18 protein-coding genes are annotated in these 16,678 nt (G+C 40.8%); 5 read left to right on the top strand and 13 right to left on the bottom strand.

Features of this window, described 5'->3' with window-relative positions:
* Positions 1-21: 21 nt before the first annotated feature.
* A complete protein-coding gene (locus tag ACIQXQ_RS04500; protein WP_402955799.1) occupies positions 22-588 on the bottom strand; it encodes a competence protein ComK in 567 nt (188 codons plus the stop codon).
* Between the two features lie 334 nt (positions 589-922).
* Here ACIQXQ_RS04500 and ACIQXQ_RS04495 point away from each other — a divergent pair, with 334 nt between their 5' ends.
* A complete protein-coding gene (locus ACIQXQ_RS04495; RefSeq protein ID WP_402867733.1) occupies positions 923-1,114 on the top strand; it encodes an IDEAL domain-containing protein in 192 nt (63 codons plus the stop codon).
* Between the two features lie 62 nt (positions 1,115-1,176).
* Here ACIQXQ_RS04495 and ACIQXQ_RS04490 read toward each other — a convergent pair whose 3' ends face one another.
* Both ACIQXQ_RS04490 and ACIQXQ_RS04485 read right to left on the bottom strand, forming a co-directional pair.
* Entirely contained in the window at positions 1,177-1,986 is an 810-nt protein-coding gene (locus tag ACIQXQ_RS04490) for a YitT family protein (RefSeq protein WP_402867732.1), read from the bottom strand.
* 153 nt (positions 1,987-2,139) lie between these two features.
* Positions 2,140-3,405, bottom strand: coding sequence for a M48 family metallopeptidase (locus tag ACIQXQ_RS04485; RefSeq protein WP_402955796.1), 1,266 nt, complete (start codon positions 3,403-3,405; stop codon positions 2,140-2,142).
* 193 nt (positions 3,406-3,598) lie between these two features.
* On the opposite strand from ACIQXQ_RS04485, the gene ACIQXQ_RS04480 reads away from it, so the two are divergent.
* Positions 3,599-4,186: an SCO family protein gene (locus ACIQXQ_RS04480; RefSeq protein ID WP_402955793.1), complete on the top strand. Its 588-nt coding sequence runs from the start codon at positions 3,599-3,601 to the stop codon at positions 4,184-4,186.
* A 91-nt stretch (positions 4,187-4,277) separates the two neighbouring features.
* On the opposite strand, the gene ACIQXQ_RS04475 is transcribed toward ACIQXQ_RS04480, so the two are convergent.
* The 4 genes from ACIQXQ_RS04475 to ACIQXQ_RS04460 form a co-directional block, all read right to left on the bottom strand.
* Entirely contained in the window at positions 4,278-4,805 is a 528-nt protein-coding gene (locus ACIQXQ_RS04475) for an HD domain-containing protein (protein ID WP_402867729.1), read from the bottom strand.
* Between the two features lie 178 nt (positions 4,806-4,983).
* A complete protein-coding gene (locus ACIQXQ_RS04470) occupies positions 4,984-6,528 on the bottom strand; it encodes a fatty acid--CoA ligase family protein (RefSeq protein WP_402867728.1) in 1,545 nt (514 codons plus the stop codon).
* A gap of 183 nt (positions 6,529-6,711) precedes the next feature.
* Complete coding sequence (gene lplA, locus ACIQXQ_RS04465) at positions 6,712-7,701, bottom strand: lipoate--protein ligase (RefSeq protein WP_402955790.1); 990 nt, start codon at positions 7,699-7,701, stop codon at positions 6,712-6,714.
* A gap of 51 nt (positions 7,702-7,752) precedes the next feature.
* A complete protein-coding gene (locus ACIQXQ_RS04460) occupies positions 7,753-8,487 on the bottom strand; it encodes an MBL fold metallo-hydrolase (RefSeq protein ID WP_402867727.1) in 735 nt (244 codons plus the stop codon).
* Positions 8,488-8,657: 170 nt separating this feature from the next.
* Here ACIQXQ_RS04460 and yhfH point away from each other — a divergent pair, with 170 nt between their 5' ends.
* Positions 8,658-8,786, top strand: coding sequence for a protein YhfH (yhfH, locus tag ACIQXQ_RS04455; RefSeq protein ID WP_402867726.1), 129 nt, complete (start codon positions 8,658-8,660; stop codon positions 8,784-8,786).
* Positions 8,787-8,950: 164 nt separating this feature from the next.
* Here the strand turns inward: yhfH and ACIQXQ_RS04450 are convergent, their stop codons facing one another.
* The 4 genes from ACIQXQ_RS04450 to hemE form a co-directional block, all read right to left on the bottom strand.
* Positions 8,951-9,526 carry a TetR/AcrR family transcriptional regulator gene (locus tag ACIQXQ_RS04450; RefSeq protein ID WP_402955787.1) on the bottom strand — a complete coding sequence of 192 codons (576 nt, stop codon included), beginning with the start codon at positions 9,524-9,526 and terminating at the stop codon, positions 8,951-8,953.
* Positions 9,527-9,668: 142 nt separating this feature from the next.
* Positions 9,669-11,108, bottom strand: a complete 1,440-nt coding sequence (hemY, locus tag ACIQXQ_RS04445; protein ID WP_402955784.1) for a protoporphyrinogen oxidase — start codon at positions 11,106-11,108, stop codon at positions 9,669-9,671.
* A gap of 21 nt (positions 11,109-11,129) precedes the next feature.
* Positions 11,130-12,062, bottom strand: a complete 933-nt coding sequence (gene hemH / locus ACIQXQ_RS04440) for a ferrochelatase (protein ID WP_402955781.1) — start codon at positions 12,060-12,062, stop codon at positions 11,130-11,132.
* Positions 12,063-12,135: 73 nt separating this feature from the next.
* Positions 12,136-13,179, bottom strand: coding sequence for a uroporphyrinogen decarboxylase (gene hemE / locus ACIQXQ_RS04435; RefSeq protein WP_402956036.1), 1,044 nt, complete (start codon positions 13,177-13,179; stop codon positions 12,136-12,138).
* A gap of 281 nt (positions 13,180-13,460) precedes the next feature.
* Here hemE and ACIQXQ_RS04430 point away from each other — a divergent pair, with 281 nt between their 5' ends.
* Positions 13,461-13,979: an antibiotic biosynthesis monooxygenase family protein gene (locus ACIQXQ_RS04430; protein WP_402955778.1), complete on the top strand. Its 519-nt coding sequence runs from the start codon at positions 13,461-13,463 to the stop codon at positions 13,977-13,979.
* A 97-nt stretch (positions 13,980-14,076) separates the two neighbouring features.
* Here the strand turns inward: ACIQXQ_RS04430 and ACIQXQ_RS04425 are convergent, their stop codons facing one another.
* Positions 14,077-14,718: a phosphatase PAP2 family protein gene (locus tag ACIQXQ_RS04425; protein WP_402955775.1), complete on the bottom strand. Its 642-nt coding sequence runs from the start codon at positions 14,716-14,718 to the stop codon at positions 14,077-14,079.
* A 94-nt stretch (positions 14,719-14,812) separates the two neighbouring features.
* Between ACIQXQ_RS04425 and ACIQXQ_RS04420 the strand changes: the two genes are divergently transcribed.
* Positions 14,813-16,027: a M20 family metallopeptidase gene (locus tag ACIQXQ_RS04420; protein WP_402955772.1), complete on the top strand. Its 1,215-nt coding sequence runs from the start codon at positions 14,813-14,815 to the stop codon at positions 16,025-16,027.
* Positions 16,028-16,151: 124 nt separating this feature from the next.
* Here the strand turns inward: ACIQXQ_RS04420 and ACIQXQ_RS04415 are convergent, their stop codons facing one another.
* Positions 16,152-16,592, bottom strand: a complete 441-nt coding sequence (locus ACIQXQ_RS04415; RefSeq protein ID WP_402867719.1) for a cell wall hydrolase — start codon at positions 16,590-16,592, stop codon at positions 16,152-16,154.
* Positions 16,593-16,678 lie beyond the last annotated feature (86 nt).

The following is a 16,678-nucleotide window of genomic DNA, read 5'->3' as shown; positions in this document are numbered from 1 at the left end:
GCCTTTTCCTGAACACACTGATTATTTTAGCAATGGATATTTCGATGTCATTTCCGAAGTTTTAAGACCATCCGTTTCGGTAAATAAGTAAAAGGATTTCCTTTTCGTTTCCTCGATCCTTTGAATCAATTTGGATTTCAAAAAGGAGGTCCGGTGCAGCTGATTTTCAAATGAACTGCTTGATACATCTATGTCGAATGTTTTTCTGTTCCTGAATGTGACGGTGGTCTGCTTGGAATTGAGTCGGACAAAGGAGACTACATGTTCATGTGCTAACCAGGTGCATTGGGGGCGCAAGGGAGATGTAGTCGGAAAGAAGAAAATGGAACTGGTTGGATCGATTGCTATTGGTGCCTTATGGGTGATATTTATGAGTTGTTTTGTACCATCTTTCCTTCCCCCATAGCTGGAGCCAAAGTACTCACAGCTTTTCTTGATTATATCCAAAGGCTTGAATGGGGAAATGAACTCATCTTCCAATTCAATGATCCGGGAGTAAATTTTACTTCCATAATTAATGGGCATGACCATAAGTGTATACGGGGTGATTTCATATTCCTCGATTAATCCCTGAGTGCTTTCATTCAAATTACATCCACCTCTACCTCATTTATTTTTATGGAATATCAACTTTGCAAAAAAGGATGATGACTTCCACATGAAAGATTTATCCGAAAACGCGTTAAATTCTCCACTATAATAGCATAAATAATACAGGTTACATTTAAGTTCACAAAAAATTAAGAATTATTTAACCAGCCATGTGACCTCGTCATTTTAACGACACATTTATATTTTTTTCTAATTATTTTAAATTTTCTGTTGATTTTACATCCTCAAATCCATATACTAATAAAAAGGGTCAGGGGTGGTTACTTTGAAAAATGATAAATCATATTCAGAGTCAGTGAAGTCTTTATCCATGAGTGAAGTTAAAAATGATGCTGCCGTTCAGGAAATGTTAATCGATATGATTATAATGGAATCCATTCTCACTACTAAAAAAAATATCCTGGCAAAAGAAATCGATCATGCTCTAGATACTAAAGACAAACCTCTATTCCTAAAACTGAGTAATGAAATGAATACTCTATTGAAACAATTTGGAAATTAAGCAGCCATGTGAAATATAAAGTCAAAAAAGCCTCCCTTATATGGGGGGCTTTTATCCGTTTATCATTCTTTATGAAACATTCCCATGACTTCAGTCGTTTCCGTGATATTAACGAAGGCATCCGGATCCACTTCTTTGATCATCGCCTTCACATCGGTTAACTGATAGCGTGTAATGACCGTCATCATCACTTTGCTCTGCTCACCCGAATAGGCACCTTGCCCGTCCATGACCGTAATGCCACGGTATAAATTAGTAAGTAGCCGATCCTTCATCTCATCACCTTTTTTTGTGACGATCATTAACGTCAATTTAATATGATTGGAATGGATCGTATCGATCACTTTGCCTGCCGCGTAAATCGAAATCAATGTGTATAATGCCGCATCCCATCCAAACTTGAATCCAGAAGCAATCACCACAACCGCATTCATCCCTGATAGCAATGTCCCAAGCGGGAAGTCCCTCTTCTTAGCCAGGAGCATGGCAATGATATCAAATCCTCCCGATGACCCTGAAGCACGAAAGATAATGCCGATGCCAACGCCCGAAATGACTCCCCCGAACAAAGAAGATAATATCGGCTCCGTCGAAACGCCATGAATCGGTATAACATACAAACTCACCGATATCACGACAACTGATAATATCGTATAAGTGATAAAACGTCTCCCCAACTTTAAATAGCCCACAATGAGTAGCGGAAGGTTCAATATAAAATTCAATACCCCTGTATTGATTGGGGTGATGATTCCTAACATGATCGCAATTCCACTGAGTCCGCTGCTCAAAATTAAATGGGGAATCAAGAATAAATTATAGGCTAAGGCAACAAGCACTGATCCTAACGTGATTAAAATTATATTATACATAGCTGGTCTCCTTAAAAACGCACTGGGAATTTTCATTTATTATAGTAGAGAACGGTAAATTTATAAAATGATAGTTTTTTCTGAAAATAAACTCAGAATTTTCCTTTTTCCTGAAGTTAGGCAAGAAAAAAAGCCAGCCTGTTAAGCTAGCTTTCAATCACCCGTTGTTTCCTCATTTTCTATCGTAGATATTCTTTCAAGCATCGTGGGATGTGAATAACGAAGCCATTTTACCAGGAGCGGAGGGTTCACCTGGCTAAGCCCTGACCTCGTAAGTTCCTGGAATGAAGTGATGGCAGCCTCATGGTCTTCTGTCATTTCAATCGCATACCGGTCCGCTCTCGTTTCCTGGTAACGGGATACATAGTTCGATAGCGGGCTGGAAACAAACAGCAGTACAGAGATAATCAAGAGAAAAAGAGGCAATGAAGCGATTCGATCAACGGATCGTACCTTAAGTAAATGGCCCCATCGCCTTATGACGTAGTTCATGATTTTTGCTGTCAGCCATAGCCCCACCAATGTCATGCCGATATATCCTGCTATCCCGATATAAATATGCTTCTCCACATAATGAGCCATTTCATGTGCCATAATGAACAAGATTTCATCTTCGTCCAGCCTGTTTAATGTGGTATCCCAAAGAACGATCCTGGAGTTCGAACCTATTCCCGTTACATAGGCGTTGAGAGCATTTGTTTTTTCTGCCATATTCACTTCGTATACATGTTCTGCGGGAATATCTGCTCTCTTTGCAAGTGCTAAGATTTCAGTTTCCAACTCTTTATTTTTCAGTGGATAAAAATCATTATACAAAGGGTCGATTAATACCGGTTGGACAAACATGAGAAATAAGGTAAAGGGAATGGATAGTAACCAGGCATAAAGCCACCATTTCTTTGCACTTTTTTTCATCAGCCAATATAGCACGGAAACGATGATGAACATCGTACCGAAATTTACCCAAAAATCGATGATATCGTCTTTCATCCATGAAGAAAAACTCTGAGTGCTTATATGATACCGTCTACTCATCTGATAGCCCATGAAGCTGATTGGAAACAACGCTACATAGGAAACCAATGAGAGCCAAAATAGATATATGGTCGTTTGAATTCCTTTTCGTTTAGAAATCGTGGTAGCCGATTTTTCAAAACCCCTTGAAAGTCCAAATAAAAGTATGAAAAAATACATTAGCCATTCATAGGGAGTCGCAACAAAAAAGATGAAGTTTCGCAGCCCGGAATACTCCTCACTAAGTTGAAGCTCCCTGGCGCTTAGAAATTCTGCAGGATCGGCCGCCGTACCGCGCAATGCCTGAGGGATTGCCGTATCTGCACCATAGAATATATACCAAAACATAACGGCCACAAAAAGGATATATATAAGAATTGCTCTTCCAGCCCATTTCCTTACCATGAAGCCCCTCCTTTAAAACAATCGTGCCTTTTTTATAGTTTAATCCAAAATGGACAGGTTAGAACCGTATTTCCAATCCCTTTGATAAATAATTGTCCATAAATGTTCATGATTACACCCAATTTCATTCCTTCTATAGGAATTTCATCCTGTATAGTGAAGATAGAATATCAGACTTGAGGTGGAAGATACGATGAAAAAGATTTATATTATTTTCACTACATTATTGGTCATTGGAATTGGATCGGGCATCTACTATTTTACAGAGTACCGCCAGGCAAAAATGGCGTTTCCCGAAGAAATTACGATGAATACCCATGACGGGGGTACATACAGCTTCTCCAATTTAAAGCCCAAAGTTCGCCTATTAGAATTCATATACCTTGATTGTCCAGATTTATGTCCAAACACCACCTATCAAATGCAAAAAATTCGGGATGAACTTGTGAAGCAGGATATTTTTGGGAAGGAAGTGGAGTTTTTGACCGTTACGTTTAATCCGGAAATGGATACCATAGATAAAATGAAATCATATGCCCAAGCGTTTGAAATGAACAAAACGGAAGGGTGGGAGTTCTTACGGGGTACACCCGAGGATACGAAAAAACTCACGGATCAATTCGATTTTCTATTTCGGGATTCGGGGACCGGGGAATTCGTTCATAGTACGGCCACTTATTTACTAGATACTGATAATCGTGTTGTTGAAGTTTTCGGCATGGGGGAATATGATTTTGGTAAAGATGAGGTATATCAAGCCATTATGAAGGAAGTCGAATAAGAACCGAAGATGAAAATGCCCATGACTTCGAACACTTGAATTCATCATAAACTTACATTCTGTAATAGAAAAAGCTATCATCCGTCGATACTTAGGATGATAGCTTTTTCCTTTCCTCTTCATCAATGAGTGTGTCTAATTTAATGATGCTTTCTTTTGCACGCAGGAAATCAATTTTTCGGTAATGGTGTTTTCCGCCTTCTTCTTCATCTTTCTCATCGGCCCATTTGACGACCTGCTGAAGTGGCGTTCGAGTTATATCATTTGAAGGTAAAAACGAATCGGTGTGAAATAGGATCGCGAGGGAAATGGTTTTGGCTTTAATCGGGTTTTCTCCAAGCCGGATTAACAACTTATGGGCTCTCTCAGCCCCTTTGATTGGATGGATGTCGTTCTGTTTATACAGGTCATAGTCCCATTTTCCATTGCTGTACCATGTGAAGTGGCCCATATCATGCAGAAGTCCGGCCTTTGCAGCGATATCAGGATCTACATTGTATTCCTTTGCCATATGAAATGCATGATAGGATACGGCTATTGCATGGGCCATCCCTGAACGGTTCAGGTATTTTTGAGCAATGGGGTGGGTGAATATATCTAAAAGTTTTACATCTCTCATTCTTCCTCTTCTCCTTTCATCTAGGGAAATTTTTAATAACCATAATATCTCTTTTGAAAAAAATAAGCAAGATAAAGGCTCAGTTCATATAATTTATGCATTTACTAGTCAAATCGGCTGTACAAAAAAGAAGACAATAGCACATAAGGCCATTGTCTCCTATCTAATTAGGTATCATTCACACTTGGGTTACATGGGTTTTTAAGCTACGACGCAAGATCTTGCCTGTCGTATTTTTTGGGAGCTCGTCTATAAACTCGATTTTGGCCGGAACTTTATACTTGGCTAAATGCTCTAAACAATAAGCAAGTAATTCTTCCTCACTCAACGCGTCATTTTTCTTCACTACAAAGCATTGGACGACTTCGCCCTGATTCGGATCTGGAACGCCTATCGCTGCCGCTTCCACGACTTCGGGATGGGCATACAGAACCTCCTCTACCTCGCGCGGGTAAACATTGTACCCGCCCACAATAATGAGTTCCTTTTTACGGTCCACAATGAAAAAGTAGCCTTCTTCATCCATACGGGCTAAGTCTCCGGTATAAAGCCAGCCATCTTTTAAAACGGCAGCCGATTCTTCAGGCATTTTATAATACCCCTTCATTACGTTCGGCCCTCTGACAATTAACTCGCCAACTTCATTGACCCCTACTTCTTCTCCTAATTCATTCACGACTTTATTTTCGACATTGACTATATTGGTTCCAATCGAGCCTGCTTTCCTTGGGCGATCCAAGGGGTTGAAGCAGGTTACGGGAGAAGCTTCGGATAAACCATACCCTTCTGAGATATTCACATTGAATTTTTTCTCGAAGGATTCAAGAAGGGATACAGGCAAAGCCGAGCCTCCCGAAATGCAAAAACGTAATGATTCAAGTTCTTCAGCCGTACCATCAGGATATTGAAGCAGGAAATTATACATGGTAGGAACACCAGCAAAGACCGTCGCCTCATATTTTTTGATTAGCCTGAAAATTTCCTTCGGACTGAATTGTGGAACGATTAACAGTGTGCCCCCGCTTAATAATGGGGCATTCACGACGACAGTCAGGCTGAATACATGAAACATGGGCAACGTTGTCACCACACGGTCATCTTCCGTAATGTTTAAGTACTCACCCGTATCGTGTGCATTCGAGTAGATGTTCTTATGGGATAGCATGGCGCCTTTTGGTTTTCCAGTAGTCCCCGACGTGTATAGAATAATGGCTGTGTCTTCCGGATCTAAATCGGGTCCTTTGAACTGGACATCCCCTGATGCTATCATCTGTGTAAACGATTTCATTTTAGGGTAAATGCTAAGTTTACTCATCTCCCCATTATCTGGTTGCGTTTCACAAATGACGTAATTCTCAACACTTGAAAGAATCGGATTCAACTTCTCCAATAATGGTGAAAGCTTGTCTAAAGCCACCACTACCTTGACATCACCGTTATTCAATATATACCCGATTTCATCTGGCGAATAGATTGGATTAACAGGTATGACAGTGGCCCCTGTTCGTAGTGCGCCATACATCGAAATAATGAAATGTGGAGAATTGCCGAGAAGCAAGGCAATATTATCACCTTTTGAGACACCAAGCTTATGTAGTTCGTCTGCAAACTTTGATACGGCCGCATCCAGTTCTCTATATGAAGTGGATTGATCCATAAAGTAATAAGCTGGCTTATCAGCCTTTATTAAAGCTGTTTGATGAAGCTGTTCAGATAAATTCATCGTTCTCCCTCCCCCTGTGTACATAGCATGAATGAGCAGTCATTCATTTTTAACGCAAACTAAATACATTTTTATTATAGTAAAAGAAAGAACCAACATCAACAATTTTATCCATTTTCAAGCAATTATTGTCATAAATAGACACAAAAGCCGTCCCCATTTACGAGGACAGCTTTTTCAATCTTAAAAGATGAGTGCTAAAATTTCTTCTTTTGTTACATTGCCAAAATAATGGTGGACATCAATTTCATCTAAAATACGATTAATTGATTCCTTTTCATACCGGACGCCGATCAGTTTTTGCTCGATATCCGTAACTTCCCCCACTCCGAAAAAGTCACCATAAATTTTGCAGTTCCTAATGATTCCCTTGCTCACTTCTAGACGGATATCCACCGATCCAACGGGGAATCTATGAGAATTCTGCACATTGAATTTAGGGGACTTCCCGTAGTTCCATTCCCAGTTTTGATATCTTTCTTTTGAGATCTCGTGGATTCTTTTCCAGTCGTCCTCTGTTAGAACGTACTCCGGAATGACTTCACTATCTTCAAAAATATTCTTCAAAAGGAAAGAACGGAATTCTTCCACTGACATCGGTTCTTTAAGAAAGTCGGCAATATTTCCAACCCGGCTCCTAATCGATTTAATGCCCTTTGACTCAATTTTATCTTTCTTCACCTTCAAGGCCGAAACGATGTGGTCCATTTCCGAATTAAACAGCAAGGTACCGTGACTGAACATCCTGCCTTTCGTTGAAAACATCGCATTACCGGAAATTTTCTTTCCTTCGGCGAGGATATCATTACGTCCGCTTAGTTCAGCATGTATTCCCAATTTTTCGAGCGTCTGAACGACCGGCTCAGTGAATTTTTTGAAATTATGAAAGCTGTCCCCATCATCTTTCGTGATGAAGCTGAAATTAAGATTCCCCAAATCATGATAAACAGCCCCTCCCCCTGAAAGTCGGCGGACAACGGTAATCCCGTTTTCTTCAACATAATCCGAATTGATTTCCTCTATCGTATTTTGGTTCCTCCCGATAATGATGGACGGACGGTTTATGTAGAATAAAAGAAAAGTTTCATCAATATTCAAGTGTTTGAGCGCATATTCTTCAATAGCTAAATTAATCTGTGGATCTGTCATACCTTTATTATCAATAAAAAGCAACGTAGCTCCCCCTTGTCGGCGTTCTTCATCCATTTGTTCGTTCAAATATTTTTATAATTGAAATTCAAGATTGCTTTTGGCTATTGCAATTTCCCGTTTAAAAACCTCGGAAGCCTCTTTTTTGAGTTGGTTGAGGTCTCCATAATGTGGGAGGTGGGTCAACAACAAAAGTTGGGCGTCGGCCTTATCGGCGAGCATTCCCGCTTCCCTTGCCGTCATATGACCAGCCTTTGTGCCGTCCATGTTGCTGTAAAAATTACTTTCACACAATAAAACATTGGCGTCCTTCGCAAATTCAGCCAATTCATCCATATAGGCACTATCCCCCGTATAAACAAGGGCATGATCTTCAGCTTCGATTCTCATGGCAAAGCATGGCACAGGATGTTTCGTCTTCATAAAAGTAAAAGTGCACGGTCCAATCGTTAAAGGTTCATCAGTGGAATAGGCCACTCCATTTGTAATATCCTTATATGTTAACTTTTCGAATTCCGTAGTATCCAAATCATGGCCATATATAGGAATGGTCCTTTTTTCACTGCCCAAGATTTGCTGTATTAGTGCCGCATGCTGCAAGACGCCAATATCCGCTACATGGTCTGGGTGATAATGTGATAGCACGACCGCATCAAGTTCTTCGGGTTTCATGTGATTTTGTAGCTGCGATAAAACACCGCTTCCACAATCGAGCAGAATGCGAAAATCTTCATATTCAAGCAAATAGCCGGAACTTGCCTCATTTTTAGCTGGGTAGCCGCCCCAGCAGCCAATTACGGTGATTTTCATCTTTGGCACTCCTTTATTCTCTCATGACTTCCCCATAAATATAAACTATTCTCCCCCTCATTTCATCTTTTTCACATATGTTATAAAACATTCATTGACATTATCATGCTGTTATAATACAATAAATCTATAGAAATCAGATTAATAAAAAAATTCAGGAGATGATGTTCATGATTCAAAGTAGCGTAGAGTTCTTTAGAAACTTACCTCCAAAGCAGTGTGTGGATTGTGGAAAGAAAATTGAAGAACAGCACGAATGTTACGGAAACCAATGTGACCATTGCCTTACTGGAGAATGAGAGTTTAAGTGTTTTACCATCCAGTAGGATGATCCATATAGGGTTACACCAACTGACCTATCCCCAGATAAAAAGACGATTCCTTTTTTGGAATCGTCTTTTTATCTGTTCTTTTACAACAGATGAACACAGGTATGAAGGTCAAAAGACAAAAAAAAGAATTATCAAGTAACTGATAACCCTTTGAATAAATATACTTTGAATAACTCGGCAATTTCTTCTTTCCCTAATGGTTCATGATACCGTTCCCAATCAAAAATGAGGGCAAGATACATTTTTAACATGAGGAAAGCGGTTATCTCCGGGTCACAGTCCTGAATGTAACCCTTTTTAATCGCCGCTATTAGTTTTTCTTTAATATACGACACTATAGCTTCTTCCATTTCATTCACCATATCCTGAACAGCCGGCGTCCCAATTTCCCTTTCTTCCTGAAGAAGTTTCAAGGATAATTGATGTTCCTGCCTGAATTCCAGAATACGATACACAGCTCTATGCAGATTCTCGAAGAAGGGTAATTCTTGATCGAAGGATTGTTCAGCTTCATACTTCATTTCCTCTATCATCCGTTGGACAATTTCTTTGAACAGCTCTTCTTTATTCTTATAAAAGGTATAGATCGTACCTTTACCTACATTGGCAATTTTAGCTACTTGATCCATCGTCGTTGCCTTGTATCCAAAGAGAGAAAAGGATTTAGTAGCAGCTTCTAAAATCAATTTTTTACGATCAACAGACATTCCTCACCCCAAATCTGACCAAAATAAAGAAACGGTCAATAAGTTCTATTATATCTTACCAAAACATCTCTTGTAATTCAATCGATTTACCAATATATGATTCACTGGCCTTCCCGTTTATCAATAAAACAGTGACTACCCATCAATGGACAGACACTGTTTTTATGGGAGTGGCATCGACTTGTTGAATGAAGTCAAAGACCTCCTTCACCACTTTCTCGGATTGACCGATGCAGTCTGGCAAACTGAAACCATCATAAGAACTGCCGGCAAGAAAGACACCGGGTAGTTCAGTTCTGATGCTTTTCTTTAACTGTTCAACCTTTTCTTTATGACCGACCGTATACTGCGGCATGGTCTTTTTCCATCGACTGATCAATGCAAAGTCAGGTTCCTTGGTTATCGACATCGTTTTGTTCAGATCATCCAATACAATCCTTATGATTTCTTCATCTGATAAGTCTACCACCGTTTCGTCACCGGAGCGTCCGATGTAACAGCGAAGTAGAATTTTTCCGGCCGGTGTCATATGTGGCCACTTCTTATGAGTGTATGAACAGCAAGTAACTGTATAATCACTGTTTCGGGACACCACAAAACCGCTACCCACTAATTCCACATTAAATGCGTCTTCATCGAATGCCAAAGAGATTGTAGCCACACTGATGGCTGACATTTCCCTTAGCATATCAAAGTAGGGGTAATTCGCAAACATGTTATAGCTAGCCTGATGGGGCGTTGCCACAATGACTGAGGCGGCATGAACCGTAGAATTATTATTCAATTGAATGACGTATTCATCGTTCACTTTGTCAATTTCCCTTACCCTTACGCCCTTAAGGAAAGTTTCAGGGGCCAGTTTTCCTTCTATTGCCTGAATGAACGACTCCATCCCTGCCTTAAACGTTTGCTGGTCACTTCTTGTCGTGGAATGTTCCTTGGAAGCGGTATTTTTCTTCAAGCCCATGATGAGACTACGATGTTTTTGCTGGGTTTCGTAGAAATCAGGAAACGTGGAAATTAGACTGATTCCGTCCAGATCCCCCGCAACAATGTTCGATAACACCGGTTCTGTTAGGTTCTCAAATACCTCATCACCCAGTCGCCTTCTGATGAAACCGCCAAACGACTGATCCTTCTTTTCTTTAGAACGAGGCAGGATTAAATCAGCCACAGCTCTCAACTTTCCGAAAAGACTGATGGATTGGGTCCTTAAAAAGGGAGCAAGTTTCATCGGAATTCCTATTAAAGTACCCTTTGGTAAAGGATAGAGCGTTTCCCGTACTAACACGGAAAGACTGCCATCCTTCATGCTTACAAGCTGTTCCTCCATACCTACTTCTCTCGCTAGGCGGACTACATGTGAATTCTGGGCTGGAAATGATTCTGGTCCTCTTTCGATGATAAAGCCATCCTTTACGGTGGTCTTTATTTTCCCGCCCAAGCGAGGGTCAGCTTCTATTAAAAGCACTTCATGAGGAAGACCTTCCTGCCTCAACCTTTTTTGAAGATAATAAGCTGAAGCAAGTCCGGTTATCCCTCCGCCGATTATGGCAATCGTTTTTATAGGCTGATCCACCATTCATCGCCCTCTTTTTAAAAATTATTTCTCATCCAGCTTATTTAAAACAATGGTAGCCAAGGCATCGATAAATGCCGGTTTTACATTTGGCATATCCGGACGGTAATATCCAGCCCCGATTTCCTCAGTAACCACTTTACACTCATAATCATTATCGTATAGGACTTCAAGATGCTCCGCTACAAATCCTACAGGAATGTAAATGAAAGCCTTAAATCCTTTTTCATGATAAAGGTCTCTTGTAAGATCTTGAACGTCAGGGCCAAGCCAAGGTTCTGGCGTCTGTCCAGCACTTTGCCAACCTACCGCATAATTGGAGACACCTGCACCCTCGGCAATCAATTTTGCCGTTTCTTCAAGCTGCTTCGGATATGGGTCCCCCAATTGTAGAATCTTTTCCGGAAGACTGTGTGCCGAAACGATCAACGCATAATTATCACGTTCTTCTGAAGTCATTTTCCCGATTACGCCTTTTAATTGATCGACCCAATACTGGATGAATTTCGGCTCATCGTACCAGCTTTCAACGGATTGAATGCTCATGCCATATTTGGCCGCTTCATCCTGTGCCCGTCCATTGTAGGACTTCACACTGAAAGTTGAAAAATGGGGTGCCAATACGATACTGACAGCCTCCGTGATGCCGTCATCATGCATTTGTTTAACCGCGTCCTCGACGAATGGCTCGATATGCTTAAGGCCCAAATAAGCCTTGAATTCAATGTCGTCCTGGATGGAGTTCAATTGTTTTTCAAGCGCTTCAGCTTGTCCTGCTGTAATCTTTGCAAGGGGGGACAAACCTCCAATTGCTTTATATCTCCCTTTAAGGTCATCCATTAATTCATCACTCGGTCTTCTTCCGTGACGGATATGCGTATAGTATCTTTCAATATCTTCTTCTGTGTACGGAGTTCCATAAGCCATGACTAAAAGGCCCATTTTTTTCGTTGTCATGAAATTACACCTCTTTAGAAAATTTCGATTAATCTATTTTGCATCTTTTAGCCATTACGTTCAAATGATTCGCTCAGCCTTTTTTCATGCTTGATGAATATTCATGTATAAAAGCGGTCAACTTCTTCAATGTTTCCGGGTTCACATCAGGAAATACTCCATGTCCCAAATTGAAGATATAGCCATCCTGTTGCATGCCTTGATCAAGGATTTGTTTAGCCCGTTCCTCTATGATATCCCATGATGATAATAAAATGGCAGGATCCAGGTTCCCCTGAACCGTTTTTTGAATACCCATTTCCCTTGCTTGTGAAATAGGTAATCTCCAATCCAGTCCTACTACATCGATAGGAAGGTCATTCCATTCCAATGCCAAGTGGCTTGCCCCGACACCGAACATGATTAGCGGTACATTTTCCTCACGTAACGAAGTGAATATACGATTCATGATAGGTTTGATGAACACCCTATAATCCTCGACATTTAAAGCACCTACCCATGAGTCGAAGATTTGCACGGCTTTAACGCCAGCTTTAATCTGTGCCTTCACATAGACAATGATCATTTCCGCTAACTTGTCCATTAACGCAAACCATGCTTTTGGCTCGGAATACATGAATGCTTTCGTCTTATTATAGTTTTTCGATGGGCCGCCCTCAATCATATAGGAAGCGATCGTAAACGGTGCACCAGAAAACCCTATCAATGGGACAGTCAATTGTTCGTTCGTCAATAATTTAATCGTATCCAATACATAAGGAATATCTTCTTCCGGAGTCAATTCCCCTAATTTTTCAACATCTTTCAATGATCGTATCGGATTGGAAATGACTGGACCAATTCCTGACTTGATTTCAACATCCACGCCCAATGCTGGTAGCGGTGTCATAATATCTTTATATAAAATCGCTGCGTCCACATCATATTGTTCAACAGGCAATCTTGTTACAAAAGCGCATAATTCCGGCTGATGTGTAATTTCAAAAAGAGAATACTTTTCCTTCAATTTACGGTATTCCGGCTGTGAACGACCTGCCTGACGCATATACCAAACTGGCACATGATCCGTTTTCTCTCCTCTAGCAGCTTTTAAAAATGTATCATTCTTAATATCCATACTCATTAATATCCACCTTTCACACACTCAACGTTCCTTTTTTTATGTATCACTTACATAGAATATCAGATGGTAGTTGAATTTCAAATTGAATCTCCTTAAACTATAGCTTTTTCTAATATAGAAGTATAGCCAACCTAAGTATTTGTCAGAAATTCGACCTTTTTCGATAAAAACCTGAGCAAACGAAGTGACAAAACCAGTTGAAGGAACATGGTAAAAACATTACCTGTTGGGTAAAATGGGTATAGAGAATACTATTAACTACCGGAGGGGAAAATATGAATATATACATCACATCAGGCACATTCAATTTCATGAAAATAAAAAAAGATAAGCATCCAGCTGAAAAAATATTGCTCATGCAAAATGCGGAAACTACCGTTCTCTTACATGAGACAACAAGTAAAACCATTTTTGCCTCGCCACGTAAATACGAAGTCGTGGGTGGCACGGGCGAACTTCCTGAAAGCGGGTATGTCGTCATGAACAATATCCCTGTCAGCGAAGAGGGCCGTCCTGTATTCGAGCATCGCTTTAAAAATATTTCTGGTTTCATTGAAAAGGAACCTGGCCTTGTCGCCCTTCGTATCCTAAGGCCGATCCATTCCGAAACATACGTCATCTTGACCATTTGGGAAAAACAAACGAATTTTTTAAGTTGGAAGAACTCAAGCTCCTTCAAGCAAGCCTTCCATAATAATGGATCCAATTCCCCGGTAACCAATTCAAGCCAGAAAATGTTCTCAGGCGAAGCCTATCTGACCCAATACACTTTAGTGAAGGATTCCGATGAATAGGCATCAACCATACATGAAAAGGCCACCCATTTTTGGATATCGGCCTTTTCTTTTTTAAAACTGGCAAAAAACGGACGAATCATCCTTGACCCTGCTTTCAAGGCCCATCATTTCCCCTAACCTCTTTCCTCTTCAACCCATGATATATGGATAGACAACCTACGCTATACGCCACACCGAGGGCAAAGCCAGCCAAGACATCGGTAGGAAAATGGACTCTAAGGGCAATCCTGCTCATTCCGATGAGAAGGATTAGTAAAAGAAATCCAATGCCGGCTACCCATTTCAGTGATTTGGACTTTATTGCTTTAATGGTGAAATAAGCAACCATACAATAAAAGATCATCCCTACCATGGAATGCCCGCTTGGAAAACTGAAACCCGGAGCTTCCACCAAGCTATATTCAGGACGATCTCTTTGGATCCATTTCTTTATCAATCTCTTTAAGAGGTCGCCTCCAGCCACTCCTATCGAGACGACTGCCATCGCCGTGTAATCCTTCTTTCCAAACCATAAATATAGAACGAGAACAAGACTGCCACAACCTATAAAAATGGATGAACCGAGATATGTGATTGTTTTTAAAAAAGGAAACCAATATGTAGTTTCCACCCCTGTAAAGATTCTCGAAATAGTACTGTCAAAGGGTAATATGACTCCTTTTTCTACTTCGTTCATGATCATAATGAAAATGAACAAGCATATTAGTATGGCAGCAAGCTTCGAATATTTAATCATGATAAATGCTCCTTTATGTATGACCGATTCCCCTTTTACTCCCTCCAATTATGATATACTATTTACAAATAATCCAATGATTAGGAGTTTTGTGATGATTGAACAATTAGATGTTCTTCTCGAGGAGTCCTACGGGGAGATGGTATCGATCCGACGATACCTTCACCAATATCCTGAGCTCTCCTTTCATGAAACCAAAACAGCTGCCTTTATCGCCGAGTTTTATCGGAAACTAGGGATAGATGTTCGAACCAACGTCGGGGGAAACGGAGTAGTGGCAAAAATCTATGGTAGTAAACCCGGTAAGACCGTTGCATTGCGAGCCGATTTTGACGGACTTCCCATTCAGGATGAAAAGGAAGTTCCTTATAAGTCCACCGTTCCTGGCGTCATGCATGCCTGTGGACATGATGGCCATACCGCGACTCTTCTGGTTCTTGCCAAGACCCTTTATGCACTGAGGGATGAATTGGAAGGTGAATATGTGTTTATCCATCAGCATGCAGAGGAATATGCTCCAGGCGGGGCTAAACCAATGATCGAAGCAGGCTGTTTAAATGGGGTGGACGTGATTTTTGGCACTCATTTATGGGCAACGGCCCCGACAGGAACCATTCAATACGCATATGGTCCGCTAATGGCGGCAGCCGACCGTTTTGAAATCCTGGTACAAGGTCAAGGAGGACATGGTGCACAACCTCATAATACACGGGATGCCATCGTGACTGCCTCCCAGCTCGTGGTCGCTTTACAGCAAATCGTCAGTCGTCGCATTAACCCATTGGATTCAGCCGTCATCACCATCGGTTCCTTCGTCGCGGATAATGCCTTTAACGTCATTGCAGACAAAGCAAAGATAGTTGGGACAGTCCGAACTTTCAAAGAAGGTGTCCGTTCTTTCATTCGTGAAGAAATAGAAAGGGTCGTTAAAGGGATTTGCCTTTCTGCCGATTGCACCTATGACTACCAATTCCATCAAGGCTATCCAGCGGTCGTCACCCATGAAGAGGAGACCAGGTTCCTTATCGATTGCACCAGCTCAATCAAAGAAGTCCAATTCCTAGAGGAAGTTGAGCCAAATATGACAGGTGAAGACTTTTCTTATTATTTACAGAATGTTAAAGGAACATTCTTCTTTACTGGTGCCCAACCACGAAAAGACCCTACTTATCCACACCATCATCCCCTATTCGACTTTGATGAACGGGCCATGCTTATAGCTGCCAAAACATTAGGTAACGCGGCAATCACTTATCATAAGAAAAAACAACCCCACCAAGAACAAGACACCATTATGAATAAAGGATAGGCATTGACTTACCGGGAACAGCAAAAGGGAACCCCATTAATTCCAGGGGTTCCCTTTTGCACGAAATGAAGCACCTACAAGGGTGTTCTTTAAAAAACTGTAACATGGACGGAACATCCAAAAACTATCCCATATAAACACTTTCACATGTTCCAGGTTTTGGTTCATAAAAACAGTGATTTTTAAATTGGCCGGTGAAAGGCTGGTCATACCATGTTGGAGGGCACGCAGCATATGGATTAAAGTACCAAAGAGCATATTTCGCTGGGTGTTCTCTCCAACTTTCCAAATTCCTTTTTGCTAATCTTCTTTCAGCCTCTCTCGATCTTTGATAAAATACATTTCCTTTTTGAACCGCTTCGAAAGAATAATTCCCTCCTTGAACCTGATAGACGACTTCAGGGATTGTTCTAACATTTTTAAAGTCCAAACAATCTGCTACAGCACGATTCACAATGACATTCCCGACATATAACATCCCCTGGAGCCCTTCACCTTCGGCCTCTGCCCTCATCATCCTTGCCATTAAATCTACATCCGAACTTCGGTAAGTTACTCTTGGCATGTTTTCACCTCAATATATAGTATGAAAAATAACTATATTCATGTCTGTTCATAAAAGTGAAACGAAGTTTTAAATAGAAACCGACG

The organism is Peribacillus sp. NPDC097198 (genome assembly GCF_044762055.1).
GTDB lineage: Bacteria > Bacillota > Bacilli > Bacillales > DSM-1321 > Peribacillus.
This window is presented reverse-complemented; position numbering and strand designations above follow the sequence as displayed.